This window comes from Streptomyces sp. DSM 42067 (genome assembly GCF_055792885.1).
On sequence record NZ_CM147706.1, the window covers coordinates 4,915,120 to 4,931,291 of the forward strand.

The 16,172-nt window shown below is 69.9% G+C and carries 14 protein-coding genes, 1 tRNA gene and 1 pseudogene; 5 read left to right on the forward strand and 11 right to left on the reverse strand.

Annotated elements, in window-relative coordinates; all coding sequences use genetic code 11:
- Positions 1-281 precede the first annotated feature (281 nt).
- The 3 genes from ACSMXV_RS22560 to ACSMXV_RS22570 form a co-directional block, all read right to left on the reverse strand.
- On the reverse strand, positions 282-1,802 hold the full coding sequence (locus ACSMXV_RS22560) for a DEAD/DEAH box helicase (RefSeq protein ID WP_473173128.1): 1,521 nt from the start codon (positions 1,800-1,802) through the stop codon (positions 282-284).
- Between the two features lie 253 nt (positions 1,803-2,055).
- Positions 2,056-2,259 (reverse strand): cold-shock protein, encoded by a 204-nt coding sequence (locus ACSMXV_RS22565; RefSeq protein WP_037734387.1) that lies wholly within the window; start codon positions 2,257-2,259, stop codon positions 2,056-2,058.
- 703 nt (positions 2,260-2,962) lie between these two features.
- Positions 2,963-3,514 (reverse strand): tellurite resistance TerB family protein, encoded by a 552-nt coding sequence (locus ACSMXV_RS22570; RefSeq protein WP_473173129.1) that lies wholly within the window; start codon positions 3,512-3,514, stop codon positions 2,963-2,965.
- 361 nt (positions 3,515-3,875) lie between these two features.
- Between ACSMXV_RS22570 and ACSMXV_RS22575 the strand changes: the two are divergent.
- Both ACSMXV_RS22575 and ACSMXV_RS22580 read left to right on the forward strand, forming a co-directional pair.
- Positions 3,876-3,983: pseudogene (locus ACSMXV_RS22575) on the forward strand (TetR family transcriptional regulator); the annotation flags it as partial.
- Positions 3,984-4,007: 24 nt separating this feature from the next.
- Positions 4,008-4,478, forward strand: coding sequence for an SbtR family transcriptional regulator (locus tag ACSMXV_RS22580; protein ID WP_473179037.1), 471 nt, complete (start codon positions 4,008-4,010; stop codon positions 4,476-4,478).
- A gap of 267 nt (positions 4,479-4,745) precedes the next feature.
- Here ACSMXV_RS22580 and ACSMXV_RS22585 read toward each other — a convergent pair whose 3' ends face one another.
- From ACSMXV_RS22585 to ACSMXV_RS22605, 5 genes are all read right to left on the reverse strand, one after another.
- Positions 4,746-5,150: a hypothetical protein gene (locus ACSMXV_RS22585; RefSeq protein ID WP_473173130.1), complete on the reverse strand. Its 405-nt coding sequence runs from the start codon at positions 5,148-5,150 to the stop codon at positions 4,746-4,748.
- A 60-nt stretch (positions 5,151-5,210) separates the two neighbouring features.
- Entirely contained in the window at positions 5,211-6,452 is a 1,242-nt protein-coding gene (locus ACSMXV_RS22590) for a serine hydrolase domain-containing protein (RefSeq protein WP_473173131.1), read from the reverse strand.
- Between the two features lie 59 nt (positions 6,453-6,511).
- Complete coding sequence (locus ACSMXV_RS22595) at positions 6,512-6,994, reverse strand: hypothetical protein (RefSeq protein ID WP_473173132.1); 483 nt, start codon at positions 6,992-6,994, stop codon at positions 6,512-6,514.
- Positions 6,995-7,162: 168 nt separating this feature from the next.
- Complete coding sequence (locus tag ACSMXV_RS22600; protein ID WP_473173133.1) at positions 7,163-9,481, reverse strand: ATP-binding protein; 2,319 nt, start codon at positions 9,479-9,481, stop codon at positions 7,163-7,165.
- A 454-nt stretch (positions 9,482-9,935) separates the two neighbouring features.
- Positions 9,936-10,009: transfer RNA gene (locus ACSMXV_RS22605), tRNA-Gly, on the reverse strand.
- Between the two features lie 672 nt (positions 10,010-10,681).
- Between ACSMXV_RS22605 and dcd the strand changes: the two genes are divergently transcribed.
- Positions 10,682-11,257 (forward strand): dCTP deaminase, encoded by a 576-nt coding sequence (gene dcd / locus ACSMXV_RS22610; protein WP_473173134.1) that lies wholly within the window; start codon positions 10,682-10,684, stop codon positions 11,255-11,257.
- Positions 11,258-11,274: 17 nt separating this feature from the next.
- A complete protein-coding gene (locus ACSMXV_RS22615) occupies positions 11,275-11,766 on the forward strand; it encodes a phosphoribosyltransferase (protein WP_473179038.1) in 492 nt (163 codons plus the stop codon).
- Positions 11,767-11,787: 21 nt separating this feature from the next.
- Here the strand turns inward: ACSMXV_RS22615 and ACSMXV_RS22620 are convergent, their stop codons facing one another.
- Entirely contained in the window at positions 11,788-12,063 is a 276-nt protein-coding gene (locus tag ACSMXV_RS22620) for a DUF5988 family protein (RefSeq protein WP_473173135.1), read from the reverse strand.
- Between the two features lie 124 nt (positions 12,064-12,187).
- A complete protein-coding gene (locus tag ACSMXV_RS22625) occupies positions 12,188-13,453 on the reverse strand; it encodes a sulfite oxidase (protein WP_473173136.1) in 1,266 nt (421 codons plus the stop codon).
- A gap of 263 nt (positions 13,454-13,716) precedes the next feature.
- Between ACSMXV_RS22625 and ACSMXV_RS22630 the strand changes: the two genes are divergently transcribed.
- Positions 13,717-15,117 (forward strand): FAD-binding oxidoreductase, encoded by a 1,401-nt coding sequence (locus tag ACSMXV_RS22630; protein ID WP_473173137.1) that lies wholly within the window; start codon positions 13,717-13,719, stop codon positions 15,115-15,117.
- Between the two features lie 61 nt (positions 15,118-15,178).
- Here ACSMXV_RS22630 and ACSMXV_RS22635 read toward each other — a convergent pair whose 3' ends face one another.
- Positions 15,179-16,120, reverse strand: a complete 942-nt coding sequence (locus tag ACSMXV_RS22635) for a Yip1 family protein (RefSeq protein ID WP_473173138.1) — start codon at positions 16,118-16,120, stop codon at positions 15,179-15,181.
- Positions 16,121-16,172: the final 52 nt, after the last annotated feature.

The window sequence follows — 16,172 nt, forward strand, 5'->3', positions numbered from 1 at the left end:
TGCCGTACGCTGCCGGTGCCGTACCGGGTGTCCGGCTCCGGCCATCGCGGCGACAGGCGAGCTGAACGGTCCGCCGAGGACGTCCCGTAGACGGATCTGGTCCGTCTCGGGGAAGTGAGGCACGCCCCCACGCCGCCCGGCACGGCACCTCGCCGCACTGCCGAATCACCCAAGTACGTCCCGTACGAGGGCGATCCGGCGGCACGCCGATGCACCGCACCGCGGTGACATCAGCCGCTCCGCGGCGGGCGCGGGAACGCACCCCACTTCCCCGAGGCGGCCTAGGCCGCCGGGTCGAAGGCGGACTGCCGCTGCGCCCTACGGCGCGCCGCTTCACCGGTGGGCCGGGCCTGACCGGTGCGGCCACGGCCTCCCCGGGATGAAGAAGACGCGGCGCGGCGGGGACGCTCCACGGCCGGCACGGTGATGACGACCGGGACACCGGAAGGGGCCTGGGCCCCTGTGATGCGGCTCAGCTCCGCCTCACCGGAACGTACTCGGGTGATCTGCGGGGTGATGCCGGCCGAAGCCATCAGCCTGCTCATGCCGCGGCGCTGGTCGGGGGTCACCAGGGTGACGACGCTGCCGGACTCGCCGGCGCGGGCCGTCCGGCCGCCGCGGTGCAGGTAGTCCTTGGGGTCGCTGGGCGGATCCACGTTGACGACCAGGTCGAGGTTGTCGACGTGGATGCCGCGCGCCGCGACATTGGTCGCCACGAGTACCGTCACATGTCCGCTCTTGAACTGGGCGAGGGTCCTCGTGCGCTGCGGCTGGGACTTGCCACCGTGCAGGGCCGCGGCCCGGACGCCGCTGTTCAGCAGGTGCTTGGTCAGCCGGTCCACCGCGTGCTTGGTGTCCAGGAACATGATCACCCGGCTGTCTCGCGCCGCGATCTCGGTGGTCGTCCGATGCTTGTCCGCGTCGTGCACGTGGAGTACGTGGTGCTCCATCGTGGTGACCGCACCCGCCGACGGGTCGACGGAGTGGACCACCGGGTCGGTCAGATAGCGGCGGACCAGCAGGTCGACGTTGCGGTCAAGGGTGGCCGAGAAGAGCAACCGCTGCCCCTCGGGACGCACTTGGTCGAGCAGGGCGGTGACGTGGGGCATGAAGCCCATGTCGGTCATCTGGTCGGCCTCGTCGAGGACGGTGATGCCGACGTCGTCCAGTCGGCAGGCGCCACGGTCGATGAGGTCCTTGAGCCTCCCCGGCGTCGCGATGACGACCTCCACCCCGGCACGCAGCGCACCGGCCTGTTTGCCGATCGACATCCCGCCGACCACGGTGGCCAGCCGCAGCCCCACAGAGCGGGCGTACGGAGTGAGGGCGTCGGTGACCTGCTGGGCGAGCTCGCGGGTGGGTACGAGGACGAGGGCCAGCGGTTGCCGTGGCTCGGCACGCCGACCCTCTGTACGGGCCAGCAGCGCGAGGCCGAAGGCGAGAGTCTTGCCCGAACCGGTGCGGCCACGGCCGAGTACGTCACGGCCGGCCAAAGAGTTCGGCAAGGTCGCCGCCTGGATCGGGAACGGTACGGTCACGCCTTCGTGGCCAAGCGCTGCCAGCAACCGCGCCGGCATGGCGAGATCGGCGAACGACTCGACGGCGGACAGGGCGGGCGTGATCGTCGCCGGCAGCGCGAACTCGCCTGGTGCTGCGGCCTGTCGGATTCCGTAGCCCTTGGGGCGGCGCTGGGCACCGGAGCGGTTGGTGGCAGAGGCTCCTATGCGGCTGTCGCTCCTCCCGGAGCCCGAACTCCCCGTGCGAGTGCGGGAGAATCGATCGTTTGTGCGTGCGCGGTTCATGCGGAACCTTCCTTGATGTGGCACGTATCAAGGAATTCCCGCAGCGAATGGGCAGCCCAGAAATCGCAAGAACGAGCCAAAGGTGATGGGGCCGGATCGGATATTCCACCCGGTCGGCTTGGTGAATTCACGCCGAGATGAATTCATGCCGAGAGTGCTGGCGGGTGGAGCATTCCCGTAAGGCGCCCTGAAATGCAGCGAGCTGGGGCCCGCACCCCAAGGTGCGGGCCCCAGCTGCGAAGTAAGCGTCGCGTCAGGCGGGAACGATGTTCTCGGCCGTCGGGCCCTTCTGGCCCTGTGCGATGTCGAACGTCACCTTCTGGCCTTCCGACAGCTCGCGGAAGCCCTGGGTGGCGATGTTCGAGTAGTGGGCGAAGACGTCGGCGCCGCCGCCGTCCTGCTCGATGAAGCCGAATCCCTTTTCCGCGTTGAACCACTTCACGGTGCCAGAGGCCATGTCGAATCTCCTTCGGGGCGGTGCTCGGAGTTCGCCGTGTGCGGACTCCGTGTCGCCGTGATGATCACCCCGCCGGGAAAATAACCGGGCACACGAAAATGCTCCACCGGTCCATAAAACCGGTGCGGAGGCCTAAAGCTTTTGGTAACCACAACTGCAACTGAGATCGACAGTAGCACGGCGCGATCGGTCATGCACGGTCAATAATTCCGCGCCGCCCGTGGACGGCGGAATCCTCATCGCGTATCGCGGGAATCCTCATCGCGCATCGCGTCGATTTCTCATTTCGTGGCCATAGATATTGGCCCGCCCGGACCGCAGCGTTTCTGCCAAGGGGACGTGCGGCGGGGGCCGATACCGCGCTCAGGGGGTCGGCCGGCCCCATGTCCCGCGCGACCTCGCGCGCTATGGAACCGAAGAGTTCTGTCGCCCGGTTTGCGGCCGCTCCTGCCTGGTCGGCGGGACCGGCCGCTCATGTGACGCCGGGCGGTGATCCATCCAGGAAACAGCGCGATGCGACTGGCAACGGCTCCGCCGGGCATCGTCCCCTGCACGGGGACGACGTCGCGGGTCACGACCAGTACGAACGCCACGCGGCCGGTCGGCACTCGCCTCCGCGCTCGAAAGCGGGAGTCCTGAGCGGGGCAGCAGCCGTGCGCTCGCGTCCGCCGAGTGGTCCGGCCACCTACGGCGGTACGTGTCGTCAGAGGCCGAACTCCTGGGTGGACAGGCCGAGTACCGAGCACGCCTCGCGCAGGATCTGCTCCTCGGCCGGCGCGACGTATCCGTCCGCACCCGCGACGACGAAGCCGGTCTGCACGACCGCCCTGGCCTCCGTCGGCTTCTTCGCAGCCTTGGCGATCTCCTGCAGGGCCTCGGCCTTGCCCTGCTGGAAGTTGAGCGCCAGCTGGTCGACGTGCTTGTTGAAGCGCTGCCGCAACTGGTCGGACGGGAAGTTCTGCAGGACGTCGTTGTGGAGGATCAGCGACTCCACATGCTGCCGCTCGGCCGGGTCGACATGCCCGTCGGCGGCGGCGACCAGGGCGCACATGGCCATGCTGGCGTCCCGGTAGGCGCCGCTTTTCAGCTCCGTCTTGAGGGAAGTGAGCTGGGACTTGAGCGTGTTCACCAGCTGCGCCCGCGATCCCCCGGCGGACCCTGCGCCGGGCCGCCCGTGTCCGCCGGCGCCCCTCGCCCCCTGCGCCTGCTGCTGCAGACCCTTGGCCTGGTCCTTGATCCGATCCCACATCGCCATCCGTGCCACCTCTGCTTCAGCCCATGTCGTTCCGGTCGTCCGCGTGCGTTCCGCGTTTCCTCCTGCCAACTCCTCCCAGCTCCCCGAAGTTCCATGGCCGGCCTCCGGCCTCGCGGAGTGGGGCACCGGTGCCCACGGAAGGGAGCGCCCGCCCCGACGTGTGCGCCGGGACACACACCGGGATCACGCCCTTACCCGTGCTCGGGCCGTGCGGGTCAGGCCGGCGCGATCCTGATCTCCGCGATTTCCGCTGGTGCTGCGCTCCGGGACTTCGCCCGGCATTTTCTCCTGCTGGTGTTCCTCTCCACGGGCCCAGTAGTGACCATCGCCCTGGTGACGCTCATGGACCGCTGCCGGGCGCACGGTGTTCGGACGCGACGGCCTGAACGCCTCCATGGCCTCCGTGGCCCGTGAGGCAGGAGTGGGGATCGCCACCATCCTCCGCCACTTCCCCGCGAAGGAGGACCTGGTCGCCGCCGTCTTCCTCGACCGCATGGACGCCTACGCCGACGCGGTCGCCGTCGCCCTCGACGACCCCGACCCCTGGAACGGTTTCACCGGCTACATCGAGGCCGCCTGTGCGATGCAAGCCGCCGACTACGGCTTCGCCGACGTCCTGACCATGACCTTCCCCACCGCCAAGGCTCTGGAGAAGCGCCGCAACGAGGCGTACGAGGCCATGGTGGAGCTCATCAACCGTGCCAAGGCGACGGGCCGTCTGCGCGAGGACTTCGACCCCTCGGACCTGGTGCTGATCCACATGGCCAACGCCGGTGTCGTCAACGCCTGCGGCGATGCCGCTCCCGATGCCTGGCGACGCGTCGTCGCCCTGATGATCCAGTCCCTGGAGGCCCCTGCCCGCGGCCCCCTGCCTGCCTCGCCCGAGCACGACAGCCTCTACAAGGCCATGCTCCGCGCCAGCCCGGCAGGCGTCACCTCGCCGGAGCCGGGGAAGAGCAGCTGAGCCCCACTCGACGCGGACCCGAAAATGCGTGGTCGCCCGGTCGGTGGCCGACATGGCCGTGCAGGAGGCTCTCGCAAGTCGCCCTTGGATCGGCGGGACATGCGTGAGCGCGGTGGTCGAAGCGGCGGAGCCGACTCGCTCTGCTGCCCGGACGAGAAGCCGGCGATCAATCCTTCGCGGTGTGCAAGGGCGCGCCATATGGCATGAGCGTGCGTTCACGTTGCACGCCCATGCCAATCAGGTCGCCCCGCGCGGGCAGGCGTCCAGTCAGGCCGCGTCGAGGACTTCGGTGATCTTGCGGGTCATCTCGGCCATGACGGGGCTGGGCTTGCTCTGGTGGGCCTGGGCGGCTTCAACCGCGATGAGGACGGTGCGGCGAAAGTTGTCGGCCTCGGCGGGGTCCTGCTTGCTCAGCAGGCCCATGGCCGCGGTCAGGGCCGGCAGCACGCGGTCGGCGATCTCGGCCGCGGACCTGCCCGCCAGGTCCTTGCCTTCGGGGTACTCGGCGAGCACGTGGCCGACCAGGCCGGTCGCCGAGGCCAGGGCTATGGAACCGTTCTTGGCGATCTTGTGGGGCTTGTCGGTGGCGCCGGCGGCGGCAAGCAGCGTGACGGCGCCGTAGGCGGCGGTCCGCAGGGTGGTCTCGTCCTGCTCGGTCAGGGTGACGGACATGGTGGTCTCCGTGGGACGAAGGGCTGGGGCGATGGGTGAGGGCGAGCCGGTTCGACGTCGTCAGTCGTCGATCGCCTGGTAGAGCGTGGTCCAGAAGTCGAGCATGATCCGGATTCCGTCCGGGACGGTCGCGCCGACCTGGGTGAGCAGGATGCCGGTGATCCCGTTGACAGGGTCGGCGTACGTCGACGTACCGCTTCCGCCGTCCCAGCCGAACTGGCCGACGGACGCGTAGTCGCCCTGGTAGGTCCGCACCGCCATTCCGAGGCCCCAGCCGCCGTGCTGGCCCTGGCCGAAGGAGATGTGGACGTTGTTGAGGGCCAATTGCTGCCGGGCGGCCTGCTGTTCGGAGGTGAGGCGGTTGGTGGTCATCAGCCGGACGGCGGGCCTGGACAGGATCCGCTCGCTGCCGTGCTTGCCCTGGCCGAGGAGCATCCGGAAGTAGGCGTGGTAGTCGTCGGCGGTGGAGTTCAGCCCGCCGCCACCTCCCTGGAACGCGGGTGGCGCGCTGTGGCGTCCCGTCGCGGCTTCGTCCCACACCTGGAACTCGCCGGTCTCCGGGTCGGGGGCGTACAGCGGAGGCAGCCGGTGGATCTGGTCCGCGGGGACGTGGAACCCGGTGTCCTTCATGCCCAGCGGCTCGAAGATCCGCTCGCGCAGGAACGACTCGAACGACTGGCCCGTGACCCGGGAAACCAGAACGCCGACCAGGTCGCTGCTGATCTGGTACTGCCAGCGCTCTCCCGGCTGGTACATCAGCGGAAGCGAGCCGAGGCGGCGCATCCACTCGTCCGGCTCGGGCATCGGCACCGGTCCGTTGGGCGTGATCCCCTGCTCGAAGACCGCGTTCATGATCGGCGTGCCGATCACCGTCATATCCATGCCGAGCCCGAACGTGGAGGTCAGCACGTCCCGTACGGTGATCGGCCGACGCGCCGGCACGGTGTCGTCCACCGGACTGCCGATCGTCCTGAGCACCTGGCGGTCGGCCAGCTCCGGCAGCCACTCCTCCACCGTGTCGTCCAGGCGCAGCCGGCACTCGTCGAGCAGGACCATCGCCGCCGCGATCGAGACCGGCTTGGACGTCGACGCCATCCGGAAGATCGTGTCCCGGCGCATCGGCGCGCCGCCGTCGTGCCGCATCGTCCCGAGGGTCTCCACATGCGTCTCGTCCCCCTTGCTGAACAGGGCGACCACTCCCGGGATCCTGCCCGAGTCGACATGCCGGGCCAGCACGTCGCGCACTCGTTGCAGTCCCGTCTTGGAGAAGCCGTGGTGCTGGTCGGTGTGGCCGATGGACATGGCTGTGTGCTCCCTTGTCGATTGAGCGGAGGGGTGGTGCGGGCGGGTGGTGCGATGCGTCAGCAGCCGAGCCGGTCGGCGATCACGTCCAGGACCTGCTTCAGATCGCGTGACATGCGGGCGTGCATGCCGAGCTCGGCGATCCCGGCCGCGAACCCGGGATGGCCGGGGAGAACCCGATGGACGCGATGGGTCACCCGGGTGCCGTCAGGGCAGGTGGTGACGGTGTGCACTCCGGCGTACCAGCTCTGCACCGCCAGCCTGGACCGGGCCCGGTCCACCTGGATCTCCACCGGCTCCACCGGCCCGGCGAACTCGGCGCGGTAGGTGTCGGCGCCGGAGCCGGCCACGACGGTCATCGCCCCCTGTCGAGCGGCCGAAGCCCTGGCCAGCACCAGCAGGTTGTCGCCGCCGACCCGTCCCTCGGCGACGGCGAGCAGGAGCGCGGCGACCGCGGCGACGGGCGCGGCGAGCGTCCGTTGCACCTCCCATTGGGCGGGCAGCGCGTCCAGTTCGGCGAGGAGGGAAGGCGTGGTGTGCATGGCGAGAAGGTTCGTCGCGGCGTCCCGTCCGGGACAGCCCTTGCCGCGCCTCCGGGACGGGGGACACCCCACCGACATCCGGCCGACCTGCGCTGTCACGTCGGCGTACGGCTGCATTGCGGGTGTCCCGGGACGGGACGGGACACCCGGGCCGGCATGGGGACGAGCTCAGTGCACCCGGGGCACTCCTGGAACAGCCCCAGGCACCCGCGCCAGTCCCGAACGCGCAGTCGGCACCAGATAGGTGACGCCGTGCGCGGTGGCGAGCTCCAGCGCCTGCCGGAAGTGCCGCGCCGCGGCTTCCCGGTCGCCCGTGGCCAGGCATGCCTCCGCGTACGAGAGGAGGCTGCGCACCATCCGATGAGACTCGCCGGCCTCTTCGAGCAACGCCATGGCCTCGGCGTGCACGGCCATCGCCTCCTCGGTGTCACCGAGGTGGCGCAAGGCCACGGCGACGTCCGTCAGGCTGACGGCCTCCAGGACCGGATGACGGGTCTCCCGGCTGATCGCGACGGCCTGCTCCGCCAGGTCGAGCGCGGTCCGGGCGTCACCCCGGCCGAGTGCCGACCGGCCGAGCACGTCCAGGCACATGCGCACCTTCTGCCGGTCCAGCTCGCGCGCGATCTCCAGCAGGTCCGAGACGACCTCGTGGGCTTCGCCGTGCTCTCCCCGCAGCACCAGGGCCCGCCCGAGGCGTACGCCTATGTACACGCGGACGGCGCCCTCGCGGGGAGGCACCAGTCCGGCCGCCTCGCGCAGGAGTTCCATGGCGCCTTCGGAGTCGGCGGCGTACAGCCGGACCTCCGCCAGCTGTTCGACGGCCAGGGCCTCGCCGACGATGTCGCCCTCAGCGGCCATCAGCGTGCGGGCTCCCTCCAGCTCCGGCACCGCCTCCTCCAGCCGGCCCACCCGCAGCAGCGCGGCGCCCAGCAGGTACCGGTGGGAGGCGAGTATCCGGCGCGCGCCGAGCGCTTCGGCGGCGGGTCTGCTCACCTCCAGTCCGCGGCACAGCTGCGGCATGCCACCGCGTCGTCCGAGGGAGATCACGAAGGCGAACTGGGCGAGTCCGACAGCGGGTGCGTCGACGCGCAGTTCCACGGCGAGCGAGAGCGTCGCGGTGACGTTGGCCCACTCGGTGTCCAACCAGTCGAGGGCTTCGTCATGGGAGAGGTCGGGAAGTGCGGGAGGCCGCTGCGACACGATGACCGGTACGGGGACGACGACCAGCTCGATCAGCTCCGTCGCGGCCAGCATGCCGCTCAGGTAGTAGTCGGCCAGCCGGGCGATCGCCGCTCCGGGGTCCGCCGCGGCGTCCTCGGTGCGGGCGGCCTGCCGCAGCAGGTCGTGCATCCGGTAACGGCCCGCCGTCGGCTCCTGCAGCAGATGGACGTCGACCAGGTCCTCCAGCAGGGAACGGGCGTTGGCCAGCGGGATCCCGGCCAGGGCCGCCGCGCCGTACGCGTCGATGTCCTCGCCCGGCACCAGACCCAGCAGCCCGAACATCCGCCGCTGAGCGGAGTCGAGCTGCCGCAGCGACATCTCGAACACGTCCGAGACCGCCAACTCGCCCTCGCGCAGCCGCACCACCAAGGTGTCGAGGGTCCACGCGGGCCGGTGCCGCAGCCGTGCGGCGGCCACCCGGATGGCCAGCGGCAGGTTCCCGCAGCGGCGCAGCACCTCGCCGACATCACCGGGACGGGCCCCGCCCGCGGACTCGACGAACAGCTCCGCCGCCTCCTGGGCCGGCAGGACGTCCAGCGATATCGGCTGGACGCCGTCCAGCCCCACCATCCGCCGACGGCTGGTGATCAGGACGAAGCTCTGCCCGGCACCGGGCAGCAGATCACGCACTTGATCGGCGTCGGCGGCGTTGTCCAGCAGCACGATCGCGCGCCGCGCCGCCAGCTCCGACCGCCACAGCGCGGCCCGTTCGGTGACCCCGTCGGGAATCCTGCCGGGCGGCACCCCGAGCGCGGCCAGCAGCACCCGCAACGCCTCCACGGGCTCGACCGGCTCCCGGCCCGGAGTGAACCCGTGCAGGTCCAAATAGAGCTGGCCACCGGGGAATTCGGCGGTCAGCCGATGCGCCCCGTGCACGGCCAGCGCGGTCTTGCCCACCCCGCCCATACCGTCGATCGCCACCATCGTCGTGGCCCGCGCGGAGCCGAGCAGCGCGGCCAGCTCCTTGCCGCGCCCGGTGAACGCGGTAATGTCGTGCGGCAGATCGTTGCGCACAGGCGCGAGCGCGGCGGTGACGCTCGGCTGGGACGCGTCCTTGGCCCGCTCCCACACCTCACGCAGCGGCCTCGGGTCGCGCCCGGCCGCCTTGCACAGCGCGACCACCGTCGGCCAAGGCGGAACGGCCTGCCCGGAGAAGTACCGCGACAACGAGGAACTGCTCCCGCGCACATCATGGGCCAGCTCCCGCAGACTCCGCCCGGTCAGATCACGTAACTGCCGTAACTGCCCCGCCAATTCCTCACGCATGCTTGCCAGCCCCCTCCAGCTTCACGCGAGCTTCACGCGGTGATCCTGCGGTGATCCTAGAGGGAGCGAAGTCGACTGAGGCTGGTCCCGGGGCATCCGCGTGGATCGCGCGGACGGAGTTCCAACGCAGATCCAACGGAGATCCAGGGGGAACCGCATCCGACGAACATGGGGACGCCGAAAGCATGAGATGCCGACCTCGTTCCGCCGCCCGCCCGGGGGCAGGCAGCATTCGCCCACTGCGCCGGAGCCTCCGCAGATGGTGGGGCCGCCCCGCATCACCAGCCGAGTCCGCGCCGAGCGCGCGAAGCATCACAAGGGCGACGTCGACGATCCCGCGCACCATAAGGAGGAGGCTGCCGAGAGCTGATGGTGCGGTTGTGGTGAGCGACGCGACCGGTCCGCCGGTCTGGACAACAAAGAACCCCCGGGTCTCTGACCTGGGGGTTTCGCATGGAGCGGGTGACGAGAATCGAACTCGCGCTCTCAGCTTGGGAAGCTGATGTTCTACCATTAAACTACACCCGCGTAAGACGCCGACCTGATCGGTGTCGTTACCGTCGCACACTGTACCTCATGCAGGGCCCCTGATGCTCAGGCGTTGGGGGCTCGCTTGCTGTCCGGGCCTGGGCCGAGGCGGGCTGGACCTGGGGGAGGCGGGCTGGGCCTGGATGGGGCTTCGGGGTGGGCTCGGGCGCGGCCGTCGACACGACGCCGACGTGCCTTCGACGCGGCTGGGGGCATGGGCCGGACTCGGCTGCGGACGGCGTGAGTTGAGGCGTACGGTGGGGCGCGGCCCGCGCGTTCCCGGGGGCTTGAATGTGGCCGGAGTGCCGCTTGAAGAGCCGTCCTCTTCATCCCGTAATGTGGCGTTCGCCGTCAGTCGTTTCCGGTTGTTCGGCGGCAGTCATTCAGCGGCTCGTGGGGAAGGACTCCAGGTCTTGGTGGAGCGCACCGTCGTCCGTTGTGCCGAGGGGCACGTGTTCAGCACATCTTCGTTCCCGATGCAGCAGGCCGACCGGCTCGGCCCCGGCCGGCTCATCCGGTGTCCGCGGTGTTCCCGGCTGAGGAACGCCGTCCCGGTGGCGCTCGAGAAGCGCTAGCGGCACGCGCGTACGTACGTCCGAGGAGCGCGGGTCCGTCGCAGTGTCGCAGTGACCGCGTTTCGGCGAGCCCGCGCCCTCTGCGTATCCTCAGGACGTGCTTCTCTCAGACAAGGACATCCGGGCCGAGATCGACGCGGGGCGTGTGCGCATCGACCCGTACGACGAATCGATGGTGCAGCCCTCCAGCATCGACGTGCGTCTCGACCGCTTTTTCCGGGTGTTCGAGAACCACCGCTACCCCCACATCGACCCCTCCGTCGAGCAGGCCGATCTGACCCGCCTCGTGGAGCCCGACGGCGACGAGCCGTTCATTCTCCACCCCGGTGAGTTCGTGCTCGCTTCGACGTACGAGGTCATCTCGCTTCCCGACGATCTCGCCTCCAGGCTGGAGGGGAAGAGCTCGCTGGGGCGGCTCGGGCTGGTGACGCACTCCACCGCCGGCTTCATCGACCCCGGTTTCTCCGGCCATGTGACGCTCGAGCTGTCGAATCTCGCCACGCTGCCGATCAAGCTCTGGCCGGGCATGAAGATCGGCCAGCTGTGCATGTTCCGGCTCACCTCGCCGGCCGAGTTCCCGTACGGGTCCGAGCGCTACGGCTCCCGTTACCAGGGGCAGCGCGGGCCCACCGCCTCGCGCTCGTTCGTCAACTTCCATCGGACCCAGGTGTGAGCGCTGTGAGCGATCCCATGAAGCGCGAGAACCTCACGTACGAGGACTTCGGCGTCGCCGTCCGTGAGCTGGCGCAGACGATCGCCGACGACGGGTACGAGCCGGACATCGTGCTGTCCATCGCGCGCGGCGGCGTCTTCGTGGCGGGCGGGCTCGCGTACGCGCTCGACTGCAAGAACATCCACCTTGTGAATGTCGAGTTCTACACCGGAGTCGGGACGACCCTCGAAATGCCGGTCATGCTCGCGCCCGTCCCCAACGCGATCGACTTCACCGACAAGAAGATCCTGATCGCCGACGACGTCGCCGACACCGGCAAGACCCTGAAGCTCGTGCACGACTTCTGCCTCGACACCGTGGCCGAGGTGCGCTCCGCGGTGATCTACGAGAAGTCGCAGTCGCTCGTGAAGTGCGAGTACGTGTGGAAGCGGACCGACGAGTGGATCAACTTCCCGTGGAGTGTTCAGCCGCCGGTCGTGCGGCGCGGTGGGCAGGTTCTCGACGCCTGACGGGTGGGTGGTGGCGCCGCGCTACTCGGCGATCTCCGTCCGCTCCCACCACTCGTAGACCGGCACCTTTCCCTCCGGCGTCTTCTTCTGCCGTTGGGTGGCGCGGTAGTGCTCGTAGCCGCCGCGGTGCGGGATCTTCAGGTCCTGTTGGGCGGCAGGTTCGGGAGCGGTGAGGGGCACGATCTGTTCGCGCAGATCGTCCGGGCCGCCCTCGAGAGCCGCCTTGTCCGCCTTTGCCGCTTTGCCTGCTTCAGCCGCCTTGCCTGCGTTGCCTGATGCGCCTGCCTTTGTCGCCATGAACCCAGTTTTCCCGGCCCTCGGGGGCCGCGCATTTCGGGCGGTTCGAGTGCTTCGGGTGGTTGGGGTGCTTCAGTTCAGGCGGATCAGGCGGTTCTGGCGGTGGTGGTCCAGCCTGTCCGGTTCAGTCGCCCTGTGGCAGGCAGAACACGGCGATCCGCTGGACGAGGTTGTTGCCGAAGCCGCCTCGGTTCCAGGACTGGGCGAGAGGCTGGGAGTGGCCCGCGGCGTCGGTGGCGCGGGCACTCAGGACATGGGTGCCGGGTGCGGCCGTCCATGTCGTCCGCCAGCTTCGCCAGGCCCATCGTGCGCGGCCGTCGTCCCCGTCCGGGCCCTCGGGCGATGCCAGCTCCGCCTCCTGCCAGGACTCCCCGTCGTCCGTGCTCACCTCGACCTTCGTGACCGGGGCGTGGCCCGACCACGCCCGGCCCTCCAGCTGGACCGTCCCCGGCCGTACGACGCGGGTCCGGGACATGAAGTCCGGGAAACCCGGCGGGATCATCAGCGCCCGTGGGGCGATACGGGTGACCGGGTCGCCGAGGTCGTCGGGCGACTGGCGGTAGCGGTAGGCCACCGCCTGCTGGAAGCCGGTGAAGGGCGTGCTGGTCAGGGCGATGTCGCGGAGCCATTTCACATGGGCCATGCCGTACCAGCCGGGGACCACCAGCCGTAGCGGGTGTCCGTGCTGCGGGGGGAGCGGGGCGCCGTTCATCTCGTACGCCACCAGTACCTCGGGGTCGTCGGCGGTGGCGTCCTCGAGCGGCAGGCTCCGCTGGTAGTCCTGTTCGACGCCGCGTTCGACTCCGTGGTCGGCGCCGGTGAAGACGGCCTCGAGGGCGTCCGGCTCGATACCGGCCTCGGCGAGCAGCGTCCGCAGCGGGACCCCGGTCCAGTCGGCGGTTCCGACTGCCTCCACCAGCCAGGGCTGGCTCACGGGCCGCGGTGTCAGCCGGGCCCGGCCGTTCCCCGCGCACTCCATCGTGACCCTGTGGGTGACCGGCGGGAACGAGCGCAGGGCCGTCATGTCGAGGCTCAGCGGTGTGCGTACGCGGCCGCCTACGGTGAGCGTCCAGTCGTCGGCGTCGGCGACGGGGATGTCGTAGTGGACGAGTACGTAGTGCAGTCCGGGCGGGGTGAGGTCGTAGCGGAGGGCCTCCAGCGGCAGCCCGTGGTTGCGGGCCGCGAGCGCGAGTTCCTCCGGACTGATGCCCTCGACGGGCTCGGCGACGCGCGCCGGTGCGCTGACGGCCCGTAGGGCGCTGATGTGCGCCTCATGGGTCTCATGCGTCTCATGGGCCTCATGTGTCCGACCGTCCGCCTCGCGTGCCTGACGGCCCGCCTCATGTGCCTGACCGCCGGCCTCGTGTGCTTCACCGTCGCGTCCGCCCATGTACCCATGGTGCGCTCGTGCCCCGGGCCGCGCGAGGGCGGCGATTGCGAGTCCCCCCGTACAGCGGGACGCTGGTGACGTCAGCCATGTGGCGTCGGTTCTGCTCTGCGGCCCATGAGGTCCCCGAATCCGGACGGGACGGGCACCGGCGCGCACCACCTGTCCCGGCCACCGCCCGGAGGGTCACGGACGACGGAACCGTCATTCATCCCCACACCCGTACCCGCACCCGTTCCCGTACCTCGCCTCGCAAGGAGATCGTCATGGCCAACGTGGACGACACGACCCTGGAGGCGATGCGGACCGTGCTGCGCGGTCCGGTCATCTCCCCGCAGGACCCGGAGTACGACGAGACCCGCAAGATCTACAACGCCATGATCGACCGCCGCCCTGGGGCCATCGTGCGCTGCATGGATGCCGCGGACGTCATGAACGCGGTCGACTTCATACGGGACCACGGTCTCGAGCTCGCCGTCCGCGGCGGCGGACACAGCGGCGCCGGGCTGTGCCTGGTGGACGGCGGTGTCACCGTCGACCTCGCCCCGATGCGCTGGGTGCGCGTCGATCCGGCGACGAAGACCGCGCAGGTCGGTGGTGGCAGTCTGCTCCGCGACCTCGATCATGCCGCGCACGCCTTCGGTCTCGCGGTCCCGTCAGGGATCAATTCGAGGACAGGAGTCGGGGGCCTCGCCCTCGGCGGCGGACACGGTTACCTCACTCGCAGGTACGGCCTGACGTCGGACAGTCTGCTGTCCGCGGACGTGGTGCTGGCCGACGGCAGCTTCGTCACCGCGAACGAGAAGGAGCACGCGGATCTCTTCTGGGCGCTGCGCGGCGGCGGTGGGAACTTCGGGGTCGTCACGTCGTTCACCTTCCAGCTCCACCCCGTGCACACCGTGGCCGTCGGGATCACGGTGTGGACGCTCGACCACATTCGTGAGGTGCTGGAGTGGTACCGCGGCTTCATTCCGCAGGCGAACGAGGACCTGAACGGCTTCTTCAGTTCTTTCGTCGTGCCGCCCGGACCGCCGTTCCCGGAAGAGCTCCACGGCCGGAGGATGTGCGGCGTCGTGTGGTGCTGGACGGGGGACATGGGCCGGGTCGACCAGGCCTTCGCCGCGGTGAACGAGCCCGCCGAGCCGGCCTTCCACTTCGCCGCGCCGATGCCGTATCCCGCGCTGCAGTCGATGTTCGACGATCTGTTGCCCCCCGGCTTCCAGTGGTACTGGCGCGGGGACTTCTTCGACCGCATCACGGATGAATCCATCGCCGTGCACGCGAAGTACGCGGAACGCATCCCCACCGACCTGTCGCTGATGCATCTGTATCCGGTCGACGGGGCGGCCCACCGCGTGGCCCCGGAGGACACGGCATGGGCGTACCGGCACGCCCTCTGGTCCGGCGTGTTCGCCGGCATCGACCCCGACCCGGCAAACGCCGGGACCGTGAAGCAGTGGTGCGTCGACTACTGGGAGGAGATGCACCCGCACTCGATGGGCGGCTCCTACGTGAACTTCATCGGTGAGGGCGAGACCGAGGACCGCGTCAAGGCCACGTACCGCGACCACTACGACCGCCTGGCGGAGATCAAGCGGACGTACGACCCCCACAACCTCTTCCACGCGACCCAGAACATCAAGCCGGCCCCGGCCCCGGCGGCATAGTGCCGCAGGAGACGGGGCCGGTACGGCCGGTAAGGCCCTTAACTGGGCTGGGCGTCGCTCGTCAGAACGTGCCCAGCTTGATCAGCGACAGCAGGGCGACCAGCTGGATCGCGGAGGCCGCCAGGGCGCGCGGCCACGGCAGGTCGTGCGACTTGGAGACCATCGACGTGAGCAGCGCGCCCGCCGCGATCCACGTCACCCACCCGAGGACCTGGACGAAGGACTCGTCGCCGCCCAGGAACAGCGCCACGACCAGGCGTGGCGCGTCCGTGAGGGACGTGATCAGCATGGACAGGCCGACCGTCGGCTGCCACGCCCCGTCACCGCCGAGCTGGCGCGCGAGCGTGTGCGTCACCACACCCAGGACGAAGAAGCTGATGACGATGGCGACGCCGGTGAAGAGGACGTACGGGATCGCCGACGACAGGGTGGCGTTGATCGCGTCCTCGCGGGCGCCGTCGAACCCGAAGAGGGCCAGCAGGCCGTAGAGGAAGGTGACGACGAGGGCCGGACCCCACATCGTGTAGTCGCGCATCTGCAGGAAGGTCGCGCCGGGGCGCAGCACGATGCCGCTGAGCAGCTGCTTCCAGTGCAGGCGCGGGCCGGCGGGAGGCGCGGTGGTCTGGCCGGCGCGGTACGTCCCGCCCTGGTTGTACGGGTCCTCGCCGACGGAGAACGCCTGGGTGTGACCGGGGTTGTCCGCCGCGTACGGGTCGGGGCCCTGCTGGTATCCGTGCTGGTGGCCGCCGTCGCCGAAGTACTCCGGCTCGCCATGGCCACCGGCGCCGTTCGTCTGGGCCCACTGATGTCCGCCGTACTGCTGCTGTCCGCCCGGCTGCGTCCCGCCGTACTGCGGGTGCGTCTGCGGGCCGCGCGGCGGGTAGCCGTACGGCGCCTGCCCGCCGCCGCTGTGCGGGGCCTGCTGTCCATACGGCTGCTGCTGCCGCGGTTGTTGTTGCGGAGTGCGGTTGTCCCGGCCGCGTCCGATCCTGAATCCAGCCACGTAATCGAACGTACCTGGTCCCGACGGGTGACGTGCCCAGCCTGGGACAAGG

Excerpts from the sequence above, each read along its gene's own strand:
- ACSMXV_RS22625 (WP_473173136.1), bottom strand. The coding sequence starts at position 13,453 with ATGGGCGGACGCGACGGTGAAGCACACGAGGCCGGCGGTCAGGCACAT.
- ACSMXV_RS22615 (WP_473179038.1), top strand. The coding sequence starts at position 11,275 with ATGAAGCGCGAGAACCTCACGTACGAGGACTTCGGCGTCGCCGTCCGT.
- ACSMXV_RS22585 (WP_473173130.1), bottom strand. The coding sequence starts at position 5,150 with ATGTCCGTCACCCTGACCGAGCAGGACGAGACCACCCTGCGGACCGCC.
- ACSMXV_RS22600 (WP_473173133.1), bottom strand. The coding sequence starts at position 9,481 with ATGCGTGAGGAATTGGCGGGGCAGTTACGGCAGTTACGTGATCTGACC.
- ACSMXV_RS22620 (WP_473173135.1), bottom strand. The coding sequence starts at position 12,063 with ATGGCGACAAAGGCAGGCGCATCAGGCAACGCAGGCAAGGCGGCTGAA.
- ACSMXV_RS22570 (WP_473173129.1), bottom strand. The coding sequence starts at position 3,514 with ATGGCGATGTGGGATCGGATCAAGGACCAGGCCAAGGGTCTGCAGCAG.
- ACSMXV_RS22595 (WP_473173132.1), bottom strand. The coding sequence starts at position 6,994 with ATGCACACCACGCCTTCCCTCCTCGCCGAACTGGACGCGCTGCCCGCC.
- ACSMXV_RS22630 (WP_473173137.1), top strand. The coding sequence starts at position 13,717 with ATGGCCAACGTGGACGACACGACCCTGGAGGCGATGCGGACCGTGCTG.
- ACSMXV_RS22560 (WP_473173128.1), bottom strand. The coding sequence starts at position 1,802 with ATGAACCGCGCACGCACAAACGATCGATTCTCCCGCACTCGCACGGGG.
- ACSMXV_RS22565 (WP_037734387.1), bottom strand. The coding sequence starts at position 2,259 with ATGGCCTCTGGCACCGTGAAGTGGTTCAACGCGGAAAAGGGATTCGGC.
- ACSMXV_RS22580 (WP_473179037.1), top strand. The coding sequence starts at position 4,008 with ATGGACGCCTACGCCGACGCGGTCGCCGTCGCCCTCGACGACCCCGAC.
- ACSMXV_RS22590 (WP_473173131.1), bottom strand. The coding sequence starts at position 6,452 with ATGTCCATCGGCCACACCGACCAGCACCACGGCTTCTCCAAGACGGGA.